Here is a 14,677-nt window from a genome sequence, read left to right as displayed (position 1 = left end):
CGCGGGTCACGCCCGGCCGGTCCGGCGCGGCCGGTCAGGCCCAGGTGACGACGATGACCGCCGTGAGCGCGAGCAGCACGACCGAGATCACCCGGTAGTTGGCCCAGACCGCGGTGCCCTGGAGTGCCTGCGACTCCTGGGTCCAGTACTCCGACTTCCACGTCAGCTCGGCCGTCTTCGACTCGTCCGGGGCCGGCCCGACCAGGCTGATGACCACGAGGAGCAGCGCCGAGAGGGCTGTGCTGATGCCCGCGGCATACAGGAACTGGATCGAGGGCTCCTCGGGCAGCACCTGGGTGAGGATGAAGGCTGCCAGTCCCACCGGCTGCATGATGACGAGGGTGAGGAAGGCGGCGGTGCCGCTGATCCGCTTCCAGGCGATGCCGCCGAGGAAGACCACCACCACGGGCGGGACGAGGAACGACAGGACCGACTGCAGGTAGTTGTAGAGCGTGTCGAACTGGGCGATGAAGGGTGCCCAGACGATGGCCACGACCAGCGCCACCACGGTCGCCACCCGACCGGTGAAGACCAGCGCCCGCTGCGAGGTGTCGGGTCGCAGGGTCTTGACGAAGTCCATGGTGACGATCGTCGAGGCCGAGTTGAGGATCGAGTCCACGGTCGAGGTGATGGCCGCGATCACCGCCGCGAGGATGAGCCCGCGCAGGCCCACCGGGAGCAGGTCGAACACGAGCGTCGGGAAGACGGTGTCCGGGTTCTCCAGGTCGGGGTAGAGCGAGATCGCCATGACTCCGGGGAAGATGAACAGGAAGAGGAAGGCCAGCTTGATGAAGCCGGCGAGCAGCGATCCCCACCGTCCGTGGTCGAGCGACTTGGCGCCCAGCGTGCGCTGCACGACGAGCTGGTTGGTCGTCCAGTAGTACAGCCCCACGACGAGGACGCCGGTGAGCAGGCCCGGCCACGGCAGGTCGGCGTTGTCGGCGGGCAGGATGAGGCTCATCTTCTCGTCGCCGGCGGCCTGAGCCATGGAGTCCCAGGACTCGATGGCGTTGAACGTCGCGATGAGGACGATGACGCCACCGATGAGCGTCACGGTGGCCTGGATCGAGTCGCTGATCATCACCGCGCCGAGCCCGCCGATGACGGTGTAGATCGCCGCGAGGATCGCCAGCACCGCCACCGAGACGATCATGGGGATGTCGGGGTAGAGCACCTTGACCACCACCGCGCCGGCGAAGAGTGCGGCGGCCATGTCGATGAACATGTTGGCGAAGAGGTTGAACCCAGCGAAGGCCATCCGGGAGCGCCGGTCGTAGCGCTGCTCGAGGTACTCCGGCAGCGTGAAGACCTGGGAGCGCAGGTAGAACGGCAGGATGAAGAAGATGAAGACGACGAGGATGATCGCCGACATCCACTCGTAGGCGAAGATCGAGATGCCCTGCTCGTATGCGCCGCCGGCCAGCCCGACGAAGGTCGCGCCGGACATGTTGGTGGCGACGAGGGAGAGGCCGACGAAGGGCCAGATGAAGTTGCGGCCGCCGAGGAAGTAGTCCTCCGAGGCGTTGCTCTCCTTGCCGCTCGCCTCGGCCTGGGCCCGTGCCTTCTTCTGCATACGGGCGCCGGCGACGAGCGGGATGATGCGGCTGAGGACGAGGTAGCCGATGATCACCGAGAGGTCGAGGGCGCGGACGGTGAAGTCCGGCATCCCGCCGCCGGCGGCGCCGGAGAGGGGGAGCAGCACGTCGGTGGTCATCGGATCTCCTCGCTGCGGACGACGAGCACGGCACACGGGGCGTGCCGCACGACGCCCTCGGCGTCGTTGCCGAGCAGGACCCGGACGAAGGCGTTCTGCCCCCGGCTCCCGATGACGATGAGGTCGGCGTCGATCTCGTCGCGCAGTCGGAGGATCTCGTCGGTGGCCCGCCCGGAGCGCAGATGGGCGCCGGTGACGTCCACCCCCTCGGCCTCCAGGGCGGCGACACCGGCCTCGAGCACCGCTCTGGCCTCGAGCTGGAGGCGTTCTCGCTGCCCGGGACCGAGCGGGTGGGGGTTGGTCCAGGGAGACACCAGCGCCACGTGCACGACGTGCACCGCGGCATCGGTTCGCCGGACGAGGTCGACCACCCGTGACCGTGCCAGATCGGCGGTCGGTGACCCGTCGGTGGCATAGAGGATGCGGGTCGGGAACATCGTTGAACCCTTCAGGTACAGCAGGCAAAGCGATCGCTCACCACCCTGCCTGGACCGCGCCGTCCTCGCATCTCGAACGTGACGCTGCGGCAACTGGCCGGTCAGTGACCGGACCCGCCGCAGTGCCCCGGACGCGGGCGGCGGGGGCGGGGCGCTGGAGCCTCTAGACTTGTGCGGCATGAGTGAGGCGATCTGGCGAGAGGTGGCTCCCGGGGTCCACGTCCGTCGGCACGAGGAGCTCAAGCTCAACTGCGGACTCGTGGTGGGACAGGAACGCTCCCTCGTCGTCGACACCCGCAGCTACCGCGCGCTGGGCCAGGACCTCTTCGCGTCGGTGCGCGAGATCACCGACACCGAGCTCGTCGTCGTCAACACCCACGCGCACTACGACCACTGCTTCGGCAACGTCGCCTTCCGGGACTCCCAGATCTACGCCCACGCCGGTGCCGCGGACGACCTCCGGCGGACGGGGGAGCACCAGCGACGGCAGGTCGTCGAGCACCTGAGGGCCACCGACCGCGACGCGATGGCCGTCGAGGTCGAGGACACCGAGATCGTCCTGCCGTTCTACCTCGTCGAGGACGACACCGTGCTCGACCTGGGCGACCGGCAGGTGGAGCTGCTCTTCGCCGGCCGGGGGCATACCGACCACGACCTCGCCGTCGCCGTCCCGGACGCCGGGGTCGTCTTCGCCGGCGACCTCGTGGAGGAGGGGGCCGACCCGGCGATGGAGGACGCCTACCCGCTGGAGTGGGCGCCGACGCTCACCGCCCTGCTGGACAAGCCCGCCTCCGGGCTCGCCGACACGTGGGTCCCCGGTCACGGTCGGGTCGTCGACCGCTCCTTCGTCGAGACCCAGGCCGAGCAGCTCGCCGCCATGGCCGAGCGCTTCAGCGAGGTGCTCGGCACCGGCATCGCCGGCGTCGACTCGCTGGCCAACGCGGGGCGGGGTCTCGGGCTCACCGACGACACGCTGCGGCTCGCGGCCGTGCGCACCCTCGAGCTGCGCCACTGACCGGCGGGCGGCATACCGGCCCCGTCATTTGCACTCGGGGCCGGGAGTGCCCATCATGGACTTAGCACTCTCACCACGAGAGTGATAATCCGACCGGCCTGTCGAGGGTCGGGGGCCGGGGAGACCAGATCCCCGCGTCTCTTGGCTCGTCCGTCGCGGGCGGCACCCGGTCATCCGTCCATCCACATGTGGAGGAAGCACTTCAGATGGCCAAGACCATTGCTTTCGACGAGGAGGCTCGCCGCGGGCTCGAAAAGGGTATGAACACCCTCGCCGACGCCGTGAAGGTGACCCTCGGCCCCAAGGGCCGCAACGTCGTGCTCGAGAAGAAGTGGGGCGCCCCCACCATCACCAACGATGGTGTGAGCATCGCCAAGGAGATCGAGCTCGAGGACCCCTACGAGAAGATCGGCGCCGAGCTGGTCAAGGAGGTCGCCAAGAAGACCGACGACGTCGCCGGTGACGGCACGACGACGGCCACCGTCCTGGCCCAGGCCATGGTGAAGGAAGGCCTGCGCAACGTGGCCGCCGGCGCCAACCCGATGGCCCTCAAGCGAGGCATCGAGGTCGCCGTCACGGCGGTCAACGACACCCTGCTCGACATGGCGAAGCCGGTGGAGACCAAGGAGCAGATCGCGCAGTCCGCGAGCATCTCCGCGGCTGACACCGAGATCGGCGGCATGATCGCCGAGGCCATGGACAAGGTCGGCAACGAGGGTGTCATCACCGTCGAGGAGTCCAACACCTTCGGTCTGGAGCTCGAGCTCACCGAGGGTATGCGCTTCGACAAGGGCTACATCAGCCCTTACTTCGTCACCGACACCGAGCGCATGGAGGCCGTCCTGGAGGACGCCTACGTGCTCGTCGTCAACTCCAAGATCTCCTCGGTCAAGGACCTGCTGCCGCTGCTGGAGAAGGTCATGCAGTCCGGCAAGCCGCTGATGATCATCGCCGAGGACGTCGAGGGCGAGGGTCTGGCGACCCTGGTCGTCAACAAGATCCGCGGCAACTTCAAGTCCGTGGCCGTCAAGGCCCCGGGCTTCGGTGACCGTCGCAAGGCCATGCTGGCCGACATCGCCATCCTCACCGGTGGTCAGGTCATCTCCGAGGAGGTCGGTCTCAAGCTGGAGACCGCCGAGCTCGACCTGCTGGGCACCGCCCGCAAGGTCGTGGTGACCAAGGACGAGACCACCATCGTCGAGGGCGGCGGCGACGCCGACCAGATCGCCGGCCGGGTCTCCCAGATCCGCACCGAGATCGACAACTCCGACTCCGACTACGACCGTGAGAAGCTGCAGGAGCGGCTGGCCAAGCTGGCCGGCGGCGTCGCCGTCATCAAGGCGGGCGCGGCGACCGAGGTCGAGCTCAAGGAGCGCAAGCACCGCATCGAGGACGCCGTCCGCAACGCGAAGGCTGCCGTCGAGGAGGGCATCGTCGCCGGTGGTGGCGTCGCCCTCATCCAGGCCTCCACGGCCTTCGACGGTCTCTCGCTGAGCGGTGACGAGGCCACGGGCGCCAACATCGTCAAGGTGGCCATCGAGGCGCCGCTCAAGCAGATCGCGATCAACGCCGGTCTCGAGGGTGGTGTCGTCGCGGAGAAGGTGCGCAACCTCACCCCGGGCGAGGGCCTCAACGCCGCGACCGGTGAGTATGGCGACATGCTGGGCTTCGGCGTGGCCGACCCGGTGAAGGTCACGCGCTCTGCCCTGCAGAACGCCGCCTCGATCGCCGCGCTCTTCCTCACCACCGAGGCCGTCATCGCCGACAAGCCGGAGAAGGCTCCGGCCATGCCGGCCGGCGCCGACGGTGGCATGGGCGGGATGGACTTCTGATCCTCATCGATCAGTCCTGACGCGCCTGCGTTCCTCGCGGGCGACCCACGACCGACGGGCGGTCCCTCCACACGGAGGGGCCGCCCGTCGGCGTGTGCCCGGGGAGCTGGGTGATGGCAGGGGCTGGGGACCCCTTCTGCAGACCGTGCGTCACAGGGGCACGGTCCGTCGGCATCGCCGCTCGCGGCGCGCCGCCGCCACACCCGCAGGGTGTGCGCGCTCGACCCGGGACATCCGGCGCCTCGTCCGCGCCCCCTGCGCGCGGACGAGGGCTCACCTCACTGGGGGGTGAAGCGGGTCCGGTTGGTCTGCTCGACCAGCTCGTAGTCCTGGCCCGCGGTCCGCAGCGTGGTCGAGATCTGCTGCAGCGACGTGCGGACCTTCTCCTGGGTGGCGCTCCAGTCCTGGGTGACGCTGTGGAAGCTGCCGGCCGCGGATCCTCGCCAGCAGTCCTGGAGCGCGTTGAGCTTGGCCATCATCGAGCGGACCTCCCCCTCGATGCTCGCGGCGATGCGCTCGATGTCACCGGAGGCGGCGGCGATCCGCGCCGTGTCGACGGCAAAGGTGTTGCTCATGGGTTCCCTCCCTCTCCAGGCGGCCGGTCGGCCACCTCGTGGGCACGACGCTAGCCCTCCGGTCGAGGTCCGCGCAGAAGTTGTCCACAGGTAGGGTCCGGAGCATGACCGTGCTCGTCGACCCTCCACGCTGGGAGGCGCACGGACGACTCTGGTCCCACGTCGCGAGCGACACGTCTCTCGCCGAGCTGCACGCCTTCGCGGCGGGTGCGGGGATCCCTCGCCGCTCCTTCGAGGGCGACCACTACGACATACCCCAGGAGCGGTATGCCGAGGTCGTCGCCGCCGGCGCGACCGAGGTGAGCGGCACCGAGCTGGCCCGGCGGCTGCGGGACAGCGGCCTGCGCTTCCGCAAGCGCAAGGGCGAGCGGCCGCTGGCCCGGGTGGTCGACGGGCTGTCCGCGGCGGTGTCCGTGCCGCACGTGCTGGACGTCGTGGCCTCGCCGCACGAGCGTGCCAAGGCCGGCGCGGCGGTCGTCCTCATCCGCACTGCGGAGGCGGAGCCGCGGATGGTGCTGGTGCGCAACGCCTCCCGTGCCGGATGGGACGCCCCCGGGGGCAAGGGGGAGCCCGGCGACATCACGGCCCGGGAGACCGCCGTCCGCGAGGTCGCCGAGGAGGTCGGCCTCCAGATCGACCCTGAGGCGCTGGAGCCGGTCGGCTACGAGCGCATCACCGTGCCGCGCGGGCACGCGGCCGGCACCCTGGAGGAGGGGGACAACTACCTGCAGGTGTATGCCGTCCTCCTCCCGGAGGCGCTGCCCCTGCGCCCCGACCTGCGCGAGGTGCCGGAGGCGCAGTGGGTGACCCGGGAGGAGGCCCGGCTCCGCAGCGCGCACGCCGGGTGGTGGCCGTTGGCGGACTGGTGGTGGGAGCACTGGGGCTGACGGGCCACCCCTCCTGAGGCTCCGGGCGAGGTCGGCTCAGGTGCGGTGCAGGTGCTTGGTCGCCTCGCGCCGGGTGAGGCCGCTCAGCGCCGCCTCCTGGCGGTCCACGAGGGCGAGCACCCACGCGGGGTCGGTCCGGGCATACTCGCGCAGCGCCCACCCCAGCGCCTTGCGGATGAAGAACTCGTGCCCGAAGCGCGACCCCTCCAGGTTGGCGACCACGCACTCCTCGAGGAGGTCGGTGTCGGTGCCGCCGCGGCGCCGCAGCTGGCTGAGGATCGCCACCCGCCGCACCCAGAGGTCGTCGTCGACGGCCCAGTCGCTCATGAGTGGCGTCACCACGTCCGGGTATGCGGTGAGGATCGGGCCGACCAGCCGGGAGGCGATCTCGTCCACGACGTCCCACCAGGCGCCCGTCACGACGAGATGGCGGTAGAGGGGCAGCGTCCCCGGCTCCTGCCACGCCCGCGCCGAGCGGTGCCGGGCCAGGGCGAGCGCGGCATACCACTGCTCGCGGTGCGTCGCGCCGTCCCACAGCTCACGGACGGTGGCCTCCCAGGTCTCCCGGTCGGACGGCGCGCCCTCGCGCAGGATCGGGTCGACCATGCGGCGCAGCTCCGGCGCGGTCAGGCCGTGGAAGGGCAGGGTCGACTTCATGTAGACCTGCTGCCCGGCGGCGCGCTCGGGGTCGCCGGCCTGCGCCAGGGCGGCCCTCAGGCGCGCGACGAGGGCGCGGTCAGCCGGCACGGAGCTGCTCGATCTCGCGGGAGAGGTTGGCCCGGGCCGTCGCGGTCCAGCGGGTATGCGCGTGCTCGGTCCGGTAGAGACGCTCGCGCTCGGCGAAGGGCGCCATGACCGCCAGCCGACCGGCGCGGAACGCCTCGTCCGGCACGTGGGCATACTCCTCGCGCACCTGCTCGCGGTATCGGGCGTACCGCTGCTCCGGTGCGGAGAGGATCCACAGGTCGGCGTCGTGCACGGCGTCGAGGGACGCGCGGTGCCGGTCCTCGGCGGTGGAGGTGGTCTCGTGGTCCAGCGTCATGAGCACGCCGGCTTCCACCGCCTCGACCACGTGGTCCTCGACCCCGAGCCGGTGGAGGTGGTCGCGGGCCAGCGTGGCGCTGCGGTGCTCGTTGCTGCCGGAGGCGGCAAGGGGGTCGTAGGCGAGGTCGTGGTACCACCCGATCGTGCGCGCCAGGAGGGCCTCGTCGGCGTCCAGCGACCCCGCTGCCTGGAGCTCGTCGAGCGCCTCGAGGACCTCGGCGAGGTGCTCGGTCGTGTGGTAGCGGCGCTGCGGCTCGGACCACCCGCGCAGCAGCAGCGAACCCTCCGCCAGCCACAGGTCGCGGCCCGCGGTCGGCGCGAGCAGGGCGGCGTCGGCCAGCCAGCGGTCGAGCAGGGCCTCGGAGGGATGGGTCACACGCCCACTGTGGCACGCGCGAGGGACGCGCCGAGGGGCAGCCCGAGGGTAGCGGGGGTGCCGGGGTGACGTGCTGGAGGAGCGGGCGCGGGCGTGCCTGCGGGATGGGACGTCCGTCGTGCGACGATCGGCCGGTGCTGCCGACCCAGCTGGACGCCGAGGGCGTCGCCGACCTCGTCTCCGACCACCCCGAGTGGTGGACCGTGGTGGGGTATGCCGTGCCACAGGGCCGACCGAAGGTGCGGCTCCTGGGGCAGGGGGAGTCCTGCACAGTGTGGTTGGTCGCGCCCGGTCTCGCTGTGCGGGTGCCGCACCGGCCGGTGCACGAGCTGCCGATGGGTCTCGACGCCGAGCTGGACCTGCTCGCGCGGGTCCCCGAGGGGCTGGCCGGGCGCCCGGTGGCGGTGCAGCTGCCGACCGAGGGGGACCCCACGGCATACCTCGTCAGCAGCGCGGTCCCGGGCAAGGTGCTGGCCCCGGAGGCCTGGACCGACGACCTCTTCGCGGCGCTCGCCCGTGCCCTGGCCCGCCTGCACGTCCAGGGCCGCACCGCCGGTCTCCCAGCCTCGACGTCTGCGGACCCGGTAGCTGACGCGCACGCCGCCCGCGACTGGTGGCGCGAGCACGAGCCGGGCTCGGCGGCGGTGCTGGAGCCGCTCTGGCCGGCGGTCCTGCGCCGGATGGCGCACGCTCGGCCGGCTTTCGCCTCTGTCGAGCCGACCCTCGTCCACGGGGACGCGTGCCTGAGCAATGTCGTCGTGGACCGAAGAGTCCCGCGGCTCATCGACTGGGAATGGGGCCACGTCGGTGACCCCGCGCGGGACCTGGCCTTCTCCGGCGGGCCGGTCCACACCGCACCGTGGTACGCACCGATGAGCGCGCGGCAGATCCAGGCCCAGGCACGTGCCTACGGCGCCGAGCGGGAACGCCTCGGGTCACCGGTCGACCTGGGGCCGTTGCTGGTGCGGCGCGAGGTCCGGCTGCTCCACGAGACCTTCTTCATCCGGCCGCATCTGCACCGCATGGCGGCGCTCGCCACCGACCGGGAACGGCGCTCGACATACCTCGAGGCCGCCACACAGCTGCGCGACGGCCTCGAGAGGTGGCTCGGCTGAGTCAGCGCTTGCCGAGCATCGACTCCGCGAGGTCCGTCAGGGCCTCGGCGAGGTCCTCACGGGCACCGTGAGCGCCCTTGCGCAGGCCACGGATGGTGCCCTTGCCCTTCTTGCCACCACCGGGGACCGCGCCCGCGATGCCGTGGCCGACCGAGCTCGCCGCGCCGGTGACCCCGGCGGCAGCCGCACGGCCGCGCCGGTCACGCCGCCGGCGACCGCACCGGCGGCGTTGCTCACGCCGTCAGCGACGGAGTGCGCGGCGTGCCGGGTGCCGGAGAGGAAGGACTGGGTCGCGAGGGTGAGGCCTGCGCCGACCAGCCAGACGTCCTTGGCCAGGCCGATGCCGTCCGCGGTCGGGCGGATGCCGTCGTCCTTGGTCATGCCCGGGGTGTTGAGGTAGAGCCCGGTGAGGCCGGCGCCGAAGGCGGCCAGACCGGCGCCGGCGACGGCGGAGGGCACGGTCGGCAGCAGCAGCGCCGCGCCGAGGCCGATCTCGCCGTAGGCCAGGGCCTTGTGGAAGTCGCCGGACTTCATGTCCTTGAGGAAGGGGTAGACGCTCGAGGCCCATCCGTGGGCCTGCTCGGCCTCCTCCTCGGTGGCCTTGAGCTTGCCGATGCCCGAGTTGAGGATGTAGGCGCCAGTGGCGATCCGGAGCGGGACGTGGGTGGGGTGCATGCTGTCTCCTCGTGTGACGTGACCTGTTGCTGCCTACGGTATGTCGTCCGCCGGGGTGGTGCGAGGCGGGTCCGGTCACGCGCCTCCTGGCGGCGTGGTGGCGGCAGGGTTGTCGGTCGGGATGCCTAGGGTAGCGGCATGGCATCAGGGGTGGGGTCGTCGTCGGGCGTGGGCCGCGTGGTGGGGCGGGTGCTCCAGGTCGCGCTCGCGCTCGGGCTGCTGGCCGCGGCCGGGGTGGCTCTCGTGGCTCCGCTCAACAGCTGGATCGCCTTCCGCCGACCGGTGGTGTGGGTCGCGACCGCCGTGGCGCTGGCGCTGCTGGTGTGGTGGCTGCGGAGGTCTGGTGGCGGGGCGCGGGGTTCCGGGAGGGCCGGGTCCTCGGGCAGGGGTGAGGTGTCGAGGCGGACGGTGTGGCTGGGCGTGGCCCTCGGGACGCTGGCCAGCGCGGTGCACGCCGGCCTCGCGCTCATCCCTTTCGGTTGGGACGCCCGGCGCATCTTCGCCAGCGCGAGCAGGCTCGGGGCGGGTGGGGTGCTGCCGGAGGAGGCGCTCGCCTACTTCGCGCGCTATCCCCACAACGTGCGCCTGCTGGCCCTGGAGCAGGGGGCGGTCGAGGTCGGCGGAGCGGTGGGCCTACCCGCGCTGGGGGCGGTGCTGCTGCCGCACGTGCTGTGCGTCGCGGTGGTGCTCTGGGGCGTGGGTCGTGCGTGCGTCGAGCTCGGGCGGCCCGCCGGTGTCCCGGTGGTGCAGGTGCTCGCGACGGTGCTCCTCGGGCTCTCGCCCAATGTCGCCGTCCCCTACACCGACGTGCCCGCGGCGGCGGGTGTGGCGGTGGCCGCGGCGGCGATGGCGCGGTGCAGCAGGTCGTGGCACTGGGGGTGGGCGGTGCTCGGCGCTCTCGGTCTGGGCCAAGCGGTGGCGCTCAAGCCGTATGCCGTCGTGCTCGTCATCGCTGCTGTCCTCGTGGCCCTGGGCTCGCGACGGCTCGTTCCGGTCCTGCGGGTCGGGGCGCTGGGGGTGGTCGTGGCCGGCACGGTCGTCGCGGTGTCGGTGGGTGCTGGTGCGGTCACCGGGTTGAGCCAGGAACGGCTGGCCCAGGTGGAGCAGCCGTTCCCGCCGGAGCACTTCCTGGCCATGGGCACGTGGGACTCCGAGGAGGAGTCCGTGGTGCGCCGGTGGGGGGCTTACCGGCAGGACCAGGTCGACGCCACGGCGGCGATGGACCCGGCCACCCGGGCGGAGGAGCTGCGGGAGCAGGCCCGCACCCAGGTCGCCGAGCGGGGGTTGGTCGGCAACGTCCGATTCTTCGGCGCCAAGGCGGTCTGGGTGTGGGGTGACGGGACCTTCTGGGCACACGGTGAGGGAGCCGACGGGGTCGCGCCGAGCAGCCTGCCGGAGCCGGTCTCGGCCCTCACCGAGGCCAGCCGGGGCGCGGGCTCGCTCTACCCGTGGCGGGCCGCCGTCGTGCAGGGGGTCTGGCTCGCGGTGGTCCTGGCCACGGCCGGCGCGCTCCTGCGCGCCCGACCCGGCCCGCTCCTGACGACCTGGGTGCTCGCGCTCGGCGGGCTGACGGCATACCTCATGATCTTCGAGGCGCGACCGCGCTACCTGCTCGCCTTCCTCCCGCTGGTGCTCCTCGTGCTCGTGCGCGCCGGGCTAGGATCGGCCGACCACCGACCGGCGACCTCCGAGGGACGATGACCGCAGCATCACCGGGCGCGCCCGCGCTGAGCGTCGTCGTGCCCGTCTACGACGAGCAGGAGGTGCTGCCACTCTTCGTGCAGCGGCTGCGCCCCGTGGTCGACGGCCTGGGGGTCGACTACGAGGTGCTCGTGGTCGACGACGGCAGCATCGACGCGACCCCGGTCGTGCTGCAGCGCGAGCGCCGCACCTGGCCGCAGCTGCGGGTCGTCCGCTTGCGCGCCAACGCGGGCCACCAGGCGGCGATCTCCGCCGGGCTGGAGCGGGCCCGCGGCGAGCTGGTCGTGACCATCGACGCCGACCTGCAGGACCCGCCCGAGCTCATCGCCGACATGGTGCGGCTGGCCCGCGAGGAGTCGCTGGACGTCGTCTACGCCGCGCGCGGTGACCGCAGCAGCGACACGCGGTTCAAGCGGGTCACCGCCAGCGGCTACTACGACACGATGCGGCGCCTGGGTGCCGACCACGGGCCCACGCACGCGGGCGACTTCCGGCTCATGTCGCGCGCCACCGTCGACGCGGTGACCGCGCTGCCCGAGCACCACCGGGTGCTGCGCCTCGTCGTCCCCTCGCTCGGGTTCCCCGCGGGGGTGCTCACCTACCGCCGTGACGAGCGCGCCGCGGGCACCTCGAAGTACCCCCTCGCCAAGATGCTCCGGCTCGCCGTCGACTCGATCACCGGCGCCAGCCTGGCCCCGCTGCGGCTGGCGACCTGGCTGGGCTTCGCCGGCGCCGTCGTCGCGCTCGGCCTGCTCGTCTACGCGCTCATCGGGTTCGCCGTCGGCCTCAACGTGCCCGGGTGGACCTCGACCTTCATGGTCGTCACCGCGGTGGGCGGGGTGCAGCTGCTGTGCCTAGGCATCCTGGGGGAGTACGTCGGGCGCACCTACACGATGCAGCTCGGCCGGCCCACCTACTACGTCGCCCACGACTCGGCGGCGGACGACCCGCAGGACTGAGCCTCCGCCGGGGCGGCCCCGCCCAGAGTTCCTCCGCGCCAGCCCCTGCTCGCCCGTTCCTGCCGCTCCTCCCCCTAGGAGTGCGGTCGGCATAGCCCGAGCTTCATCGGCAAACTTCCCGATGAAGGTCGGGCTATCCCCACGTTGGTCCCGAGGCCGTCGGGGAAGTGAGGGGTCAGGGGGAGCCGGCCAGCTGGGCCGGGAGCGGCTCGGCGTGGACGACGGTGAGGCCGCTGACGGCGCGGGTGAGGACGACGTAGAGGCGGCGGAGGCCGGTGCGCTCGTCAGGCTCGGCGTCGGCGATCGCGGCCGGTTCCAGGACCACCACCTGGTCGAACTCCAGGCCCTTGGCGACGGTCGCCGGCACGAGGAAGACCCGCACGCCCAGCCCTTCCTCGGCGTGCTCCCCGTCCATCACCTCGTGGGTGACCCCCGTCCCGCGCAGGGCCGTGCCCACCACCTCCATCCAGGCGTCCGGCACGATCACGCCGACCGATCCCTCGTGCGTGGCCGCGTTGGTGGTCGCCTCGACGGCGCCCGCGACCGCGTCAGCGACGGGTATGACGTCCAGTCGCCCGGGGTTGGACCGGACCGACTCCGGCGGGGCGAGGTCGGGGGCGATCGCCGGGAGGAGCCGCGCCGCGAAGTCGATGACGGCCGAGGGTACCCGGAAGCCGCGGACCAGCTCCTCCAGGTGGGTCGTCGGCGAGGAGAGGTCCTTGCCCAGGTGACGCAACGACTCCTCCCACGACGCCGTCGACCACGGCGTGGTGCCCTGGGCGAGGTCGCCCAGCACCGTGAGCGAGCCGGTGGAGGCCCGGCGTCCGACGGCGCGCAGCTGCATAGGGGAGAGGTCCTGGGCCTCGTCGAGCACGACGTGCCCGAGGCTGGGGGTGCGGTCGAGCAGGTCCGCCAGCTCGTCCAGCAGCACCAGGTCGGCGGCGCTCCACCGCGCCCCGGCGGGCGTGCGCGGCGGCTTCTCCCACACGATCGCCTGCTGGTCCTCTGCCAGGTGCTCGCCGGTCGAGAGGACCTGGGCCAGGACCGCGCCCGGCTTGACCTCAGGCCATACCTGCTTGACGTAGGCCTTGACGGGGGCCGAGCGGGCCACGCTGTCCTGCACCCGGTCGTCGGGGGAGTCGCCGGAGCGCTCCATCGCCACCATGACCGCGTGCGCGAGCCGTTGGTGCAGCATGGCGCGGGCGGCGGAGTAGCTCACGCCCCGCCCGCGCAGTTCCTCGATCATGTCCTGCACCTCATACGCGGGGACCCGCCACTTGCGCGAGCCGCGCGGGACGACGAGGGCCTCGGTGGCCGGCCCGACCCCGCCCCAGAGTGCCGCACGTAGGACGCCGGCCATCCGGGCCTCGCCCTTGAGCCGGGCGACCTCGGTGCTCTCGGTGGTGCGGACGCTCGCCGAGGTGCCGCCGACGACCAGGTCGTCGGCCGTGGTGTGCCGCACGCTGATCTCGCCGAGCGAGGGGAGGACCGCCCCGACGTGCTCGAGGAACGCCCGGTTGGGACCGACGACGAGGACGCCGGAGCGGGCCAACCGGTCGCGGAACGCATAGAGCAACCAGGCCGCGCGGTGCAGCCCGACGGCGGTCTTGCCGGTGCCGGGGGCGCCCTGCACGCACAGCGTCGTGCTGACGTCGGCGCGCACGATCTCGTCCTGCTCGGGCTGGATCGTGGCGACGATGTCGCGCATCGGCCCGATCCGGGGTCGTTCGATCTCGCGCGCGAGGATGCTGCTGCCACTGCCCGCGCCGGTGCCGCCCCGACCTCCGGTATCGGCATCGCGCGCAGACCCGTCGTCCGCCCCCGTGCCCAGCAGCTCGTCCTCGTAGGCCGTGATCTGCCCACCCTCCACACCGAAGCGACGCCGCAGCCGCAGGCCCATCGGGTCCTGGGTGCTCGCGCGGTAGAACGGCGTCGACACCCCCGCCCGCCAGTCGATGACGACCGGGTCGCCGTGCCCGTCCGAGACGTGGCGGCGCCCGATGTAGAGACGTTCCTCCTCTGCATCGGCGGGCCCGGCCTCGCGATCGACCCGGCCGAAGAACAGCGTCGTCCCCGGGTCGTCCTGGAGCGCCTTGGCCCGCAACCACAGGGTCTGCGCGAGCGCCTCGCCCGCGATCGCGTCACCGCCGTCCGCCTGCAACGACAGGGTGTGCTCGCGCATGCGGGCCAGCTCGGTGCGGGCGCGGACGAGATGGGCCTGCTCGGCGGCGAGCTCGGCGCGGGGGTCGGAGGGGGTGGGAGCGGGCATCGCGGCAGACCTCGCTGGAGCAGGAGCGGCGGGTGGGGAGGAGGGGGGAGAAGCACCATACCCCCACCGGGCGCCGCA

At 72.3% G+C, this 14,677-nt stretch carries 13 protein-coding genes; 6 read left to right on the top strand and 7 right to left on the bottom strand.

What is annotated here, in order from left to right; all coding sequences use genetic code 11:
- Window positions 1-34: 34 nt before the first annotated feature.
- Both FA582_RS12390 and FA582_RS12385 read right to left on the bottom strand, forming a co-directional pair.
- Window positions 35-1,714, bottom strand: coding sequence for a sodium:solute symporter family transporter (locus FA582_RS12390; protein WP_010147139.1), 1,680 nt, complete (start codon window positions 1,712-1,714; stop codon window positions 35-37).
- Window positions 1,711-2,151, bottom strand: coding sequence for a universal stress protein (locus tag FA582_RS12385; protein WP_010147140.1), 441 nt, complete (start codon window positions 2,149-2,151; stop codon window positions 1,711-1,713). The genes FA582_RS12390 and FA582_RS12385 overlap by 4 nt, the downstream gene beginning before the upstream one ends.
- A gap of 178 nt (window positions 2,152-2,329) precedes the next feature.
- Between FA582_RS12385 and FA582_RS12380 the strand changes: the two genes are divergently transcribed.
- Together FA582_RS12380 and groL are read left to right on the top strand one after the other, a co-directional pair.
- On the top strand, window positions 2,330-3,166 hold the full coding sequence (locus tag FA582_RS12380) for an MBL fold metallo-hydrolase (RefSeq protein WP_010147141.1): 837 nt from the start codon (window positions 2,330-2,332) through the stop codon (window positions 3,164-3,166).
- A gap of 206 nt (window positions 3,167-3,372) precedes the next feature.
- Window positions 3,373-4,998, top strand: a complete 1,626-nt coding sequence (groL, locus tag FA582_RS12375; protein ID WP_010147142.1) for a chaperonin GroEL — start codon at window positions 3,373-3,375, stop codon at window positions 4,996-4,998.
- Window positions 4,999-5,276: 278 nt separating this feature from the next.
- Here the strand turns inward: groL and FA582_RS12370 are convergent, their stop codons facing one another.
- Window positions 5,277-5,573 (bottom strand): WXG100 family type VII secretion target, encoded by a 297-nt coding sequence (locus FA582_RS12370; protein ID WP_010147143.1) that lies wholly within the window; start codon window positions 5,571-5,573, stop codon window positions 5,277-5,279.
- Window positions 5,574-5,677: 104 nt separating this feature from the next.
- On the opposite strand from FA582_RS12370, the gene FA582_RS17575 reads away from it, so the two are divergent.
- Window positions 5,678-6,460 carry a DUF4031 domain-containing protein gene (locus FA582_RS17575; RefSeq protein ID WP_010147144.1) on the top strand — a complete coding sequence of 261 codons (783 nt, stop codon included), beginning with the start codon at window positions 5,678-5,680 and terminating at the stop codon, window positions 6,458-6,460.
- 36 nt (window positions 6,461-6,496) lie between these two features.
- Here the strand turns inward: FA582_RS17575 and FA582_RS12360 are convergent, their stop codons facing one another.
- Together FA582_RS12360 and FA582_RS17200 are read right to left on the bottom strand one after the other, a co-directional pair.
- Window positions 6,497-7,207 carry a DNA alkylation repair protein gene (locus FA582_RS12360; protein WP_010147145.1) on the bottom strand — a complete coding sequence of 237 codons (711 nt, stop codon included), beginning with the start codon at window positions 7,205-7,207 and terminating at the stop codon, window positions 6,497-6,499.
- Window positions 7,197-7,880 (bottom strand): HD domain-containing protein, encoded by a 684-nt coding sequence (locus FA582_RS17200; RefSeq protein WP_010147146.1) that lies wholly within the window; start codon window positions 7,878-7,880, stop codon window positions 7,197-7,199. The genes FA582_RS12360 and FA582_RS17200 overlap by 11 nt, the downstream gene beginning before the upstream one ends.
- A gap of 134 nt (window positions 7,881-8,014) precedes the next feature.
- On the opposite strand from FA582_RS17200, the gene FA582_RS12355 reads away from it, so the two are divergent.
- Complete coding sequence (locus FA582_RS12355) at window positions 8,015-8,995, top strand: phosphotransferase family protein (RefSeq protein WP_010147147.1); 981 nt, start codon at window positions 8,015-8,017, stop codon at window positions 8,993-8,995.
- A 36-nt stretch (window positions 8,996-9,031) separates the two neighbouring features.
- On the opposite strand, the gene FA582_RS17570 is transcribed toward FA582_RS12355, so the two are convergent.
- Window positions 9,032-9,670 carry a hypothetical protein gene (locus FA582_RS17570; RefSeq protein WP_338093007.1) on the bottom strand — a complete coding sequence of 213 codons (639 nt, stop codon included), beginning with the start codon at window positions 9,668-9,670 and terminating at the stop codon, window positions 9,032-9,034.
- A gap of 138 nt (window positions 9,671-9,808) precedes the next feature.
- Between FA582_RS17570 and FA582_RS12345 the strand changes: the two genes are divergently transcribed.
- The gene (locus FA582_RS12345) at window positions 9,809-11,371 is read left to right on the top strand and encodes a glycosyltransferase family protein (RefSeq protein WP_141567561.1); all 1,563 of its coding nucleotides are present in this window, start codon (window positions 9,809-9,811) and stop codon (window positions 11,369-11,371) included.
- Window positions 11,368-12,330, top strand: coding sequence for a glycosyltransferase family 2 protein (locus FA582_RS12340; RefSeq protein WP_010147150.1), 963 nt, complete (start codon window positions 11,368-11,370; stop codon window positions 12,328-12,330). Before FA582_RS12345 ends, FA582_RS12340 begins: the two co-directional genes overlap by 4 nt.
- 175 nt (window positions 12,331-12,505) lie before the next feature.
- Here the strand turns inward: FA582_RS12340 and FA582_RS12335 are convergent, their stop codons facing one another.
- Window positions 12,506-14,599 carry a HelD family protein gene (locus FA582_RS12335; protein ID WP_010147151.1) on the bottom strand — a complete coding sequence of 698 codons (2,094 nt, stop codon included), beginning with the start codon at window positions 14,597-14,599 and terminating at the stop codon, window positions 12,506-12,508.
- Window positions 14,600-14,677: the final 78 nt, after the last annotated feature.

The sequence above is a fragment of the Serinicoccus profundi genome (assembly GCF_008001015.1).
Taxonomy (GTDB): Bacteria; Actinomycetota; Actinomycetes; order Actinomycetales; family Dermatophilaceae; genus Ornithinicoccus; species Ornithinicoccus profundi.
The sequence above is the reverse complement of the archived record's forward strand: the minus strand, read 5'-3'. Positions and strand labels throughout refer to the sequence as shown.

What these genes read in the sequence shown, in the direction of transcription:
- FA582_RS12390 (WP_010147139.1), bottom strand. Translation starts at nt 1,714, where the DNA reads ATGACCACCGACGTGCTGCTCCCCCTCTCCGGCGCCGCCGGCGGCGGG.
- FA582_RS12385 (WP_010147140.1), bottom strand. Translation starts at nt 2,151, where the DNA reads ATGTTCCCGACCCGCATCCTCTATGCCACCGACGGGTCACCGACCGCC.
- FA582_RS12380 (WP_010147141.1), top strand. Translation starts at nt 2,330, where the DNA reads ATGAGTGAGGCGATCTGGCGAGAGGTGGCTCCCGGGGTCCACGTCCGT.
- groL (WP_010147142.1), top strand. Translation starts at nt 3,373, where the DNA reads ATGGCCAAGACCATTGCTTTCGACGAGGAGGCTCGCCGCGGGCTCGAA.
- FA582_RS12370 (WP_010147143.1), bottom strand. Translation starts at nt 5,573, where the DNA reads ATGAGCAACACCTTTGCCGTCGACACGGCGCGGATCGCCGCCGCCTCC.
- FA582_RS17575 (WP_010147144.1), top strand. Translation starts at nt 5,678, where the DNA reads ATGACCGTGCTCGTCGACCCTCCACGCTGGGAGGCGCACGGACGACTC.
- FA582_RS17570 (WP_338093007.1), bottom strand. Translation starts at nt 9,670, where the DNA reads ATGCACCCCACCCACGTCCCGCTCCGGATCGCCACTGGCGCCTACATC.
- FA582_RS12345 (WP_141567561.1), top strand. Translation starts at nt 9,809, where the DNA reads ATGGCATCAGGGGTGGGGTCGTCGTCGGGCGTGGGCCGCGTGGTGGGG.
- FA582_RS12340 (WP_010147150.1), top strand. Translation starts at nt 11,368, where the DNA reads ATGACCGCAGCATCACCGGGCGCGCCCGCGCTGAGCGTCGTCGTGCCC.
- FA582_RS12335 (WP_010147151.1), bottom strand. Translation starts at nt 14,599, where the DNA reads ATGCCCGCTCCCACCCCCTCCGACCCCCGCGCCGAGCTCGCCGCCGAG.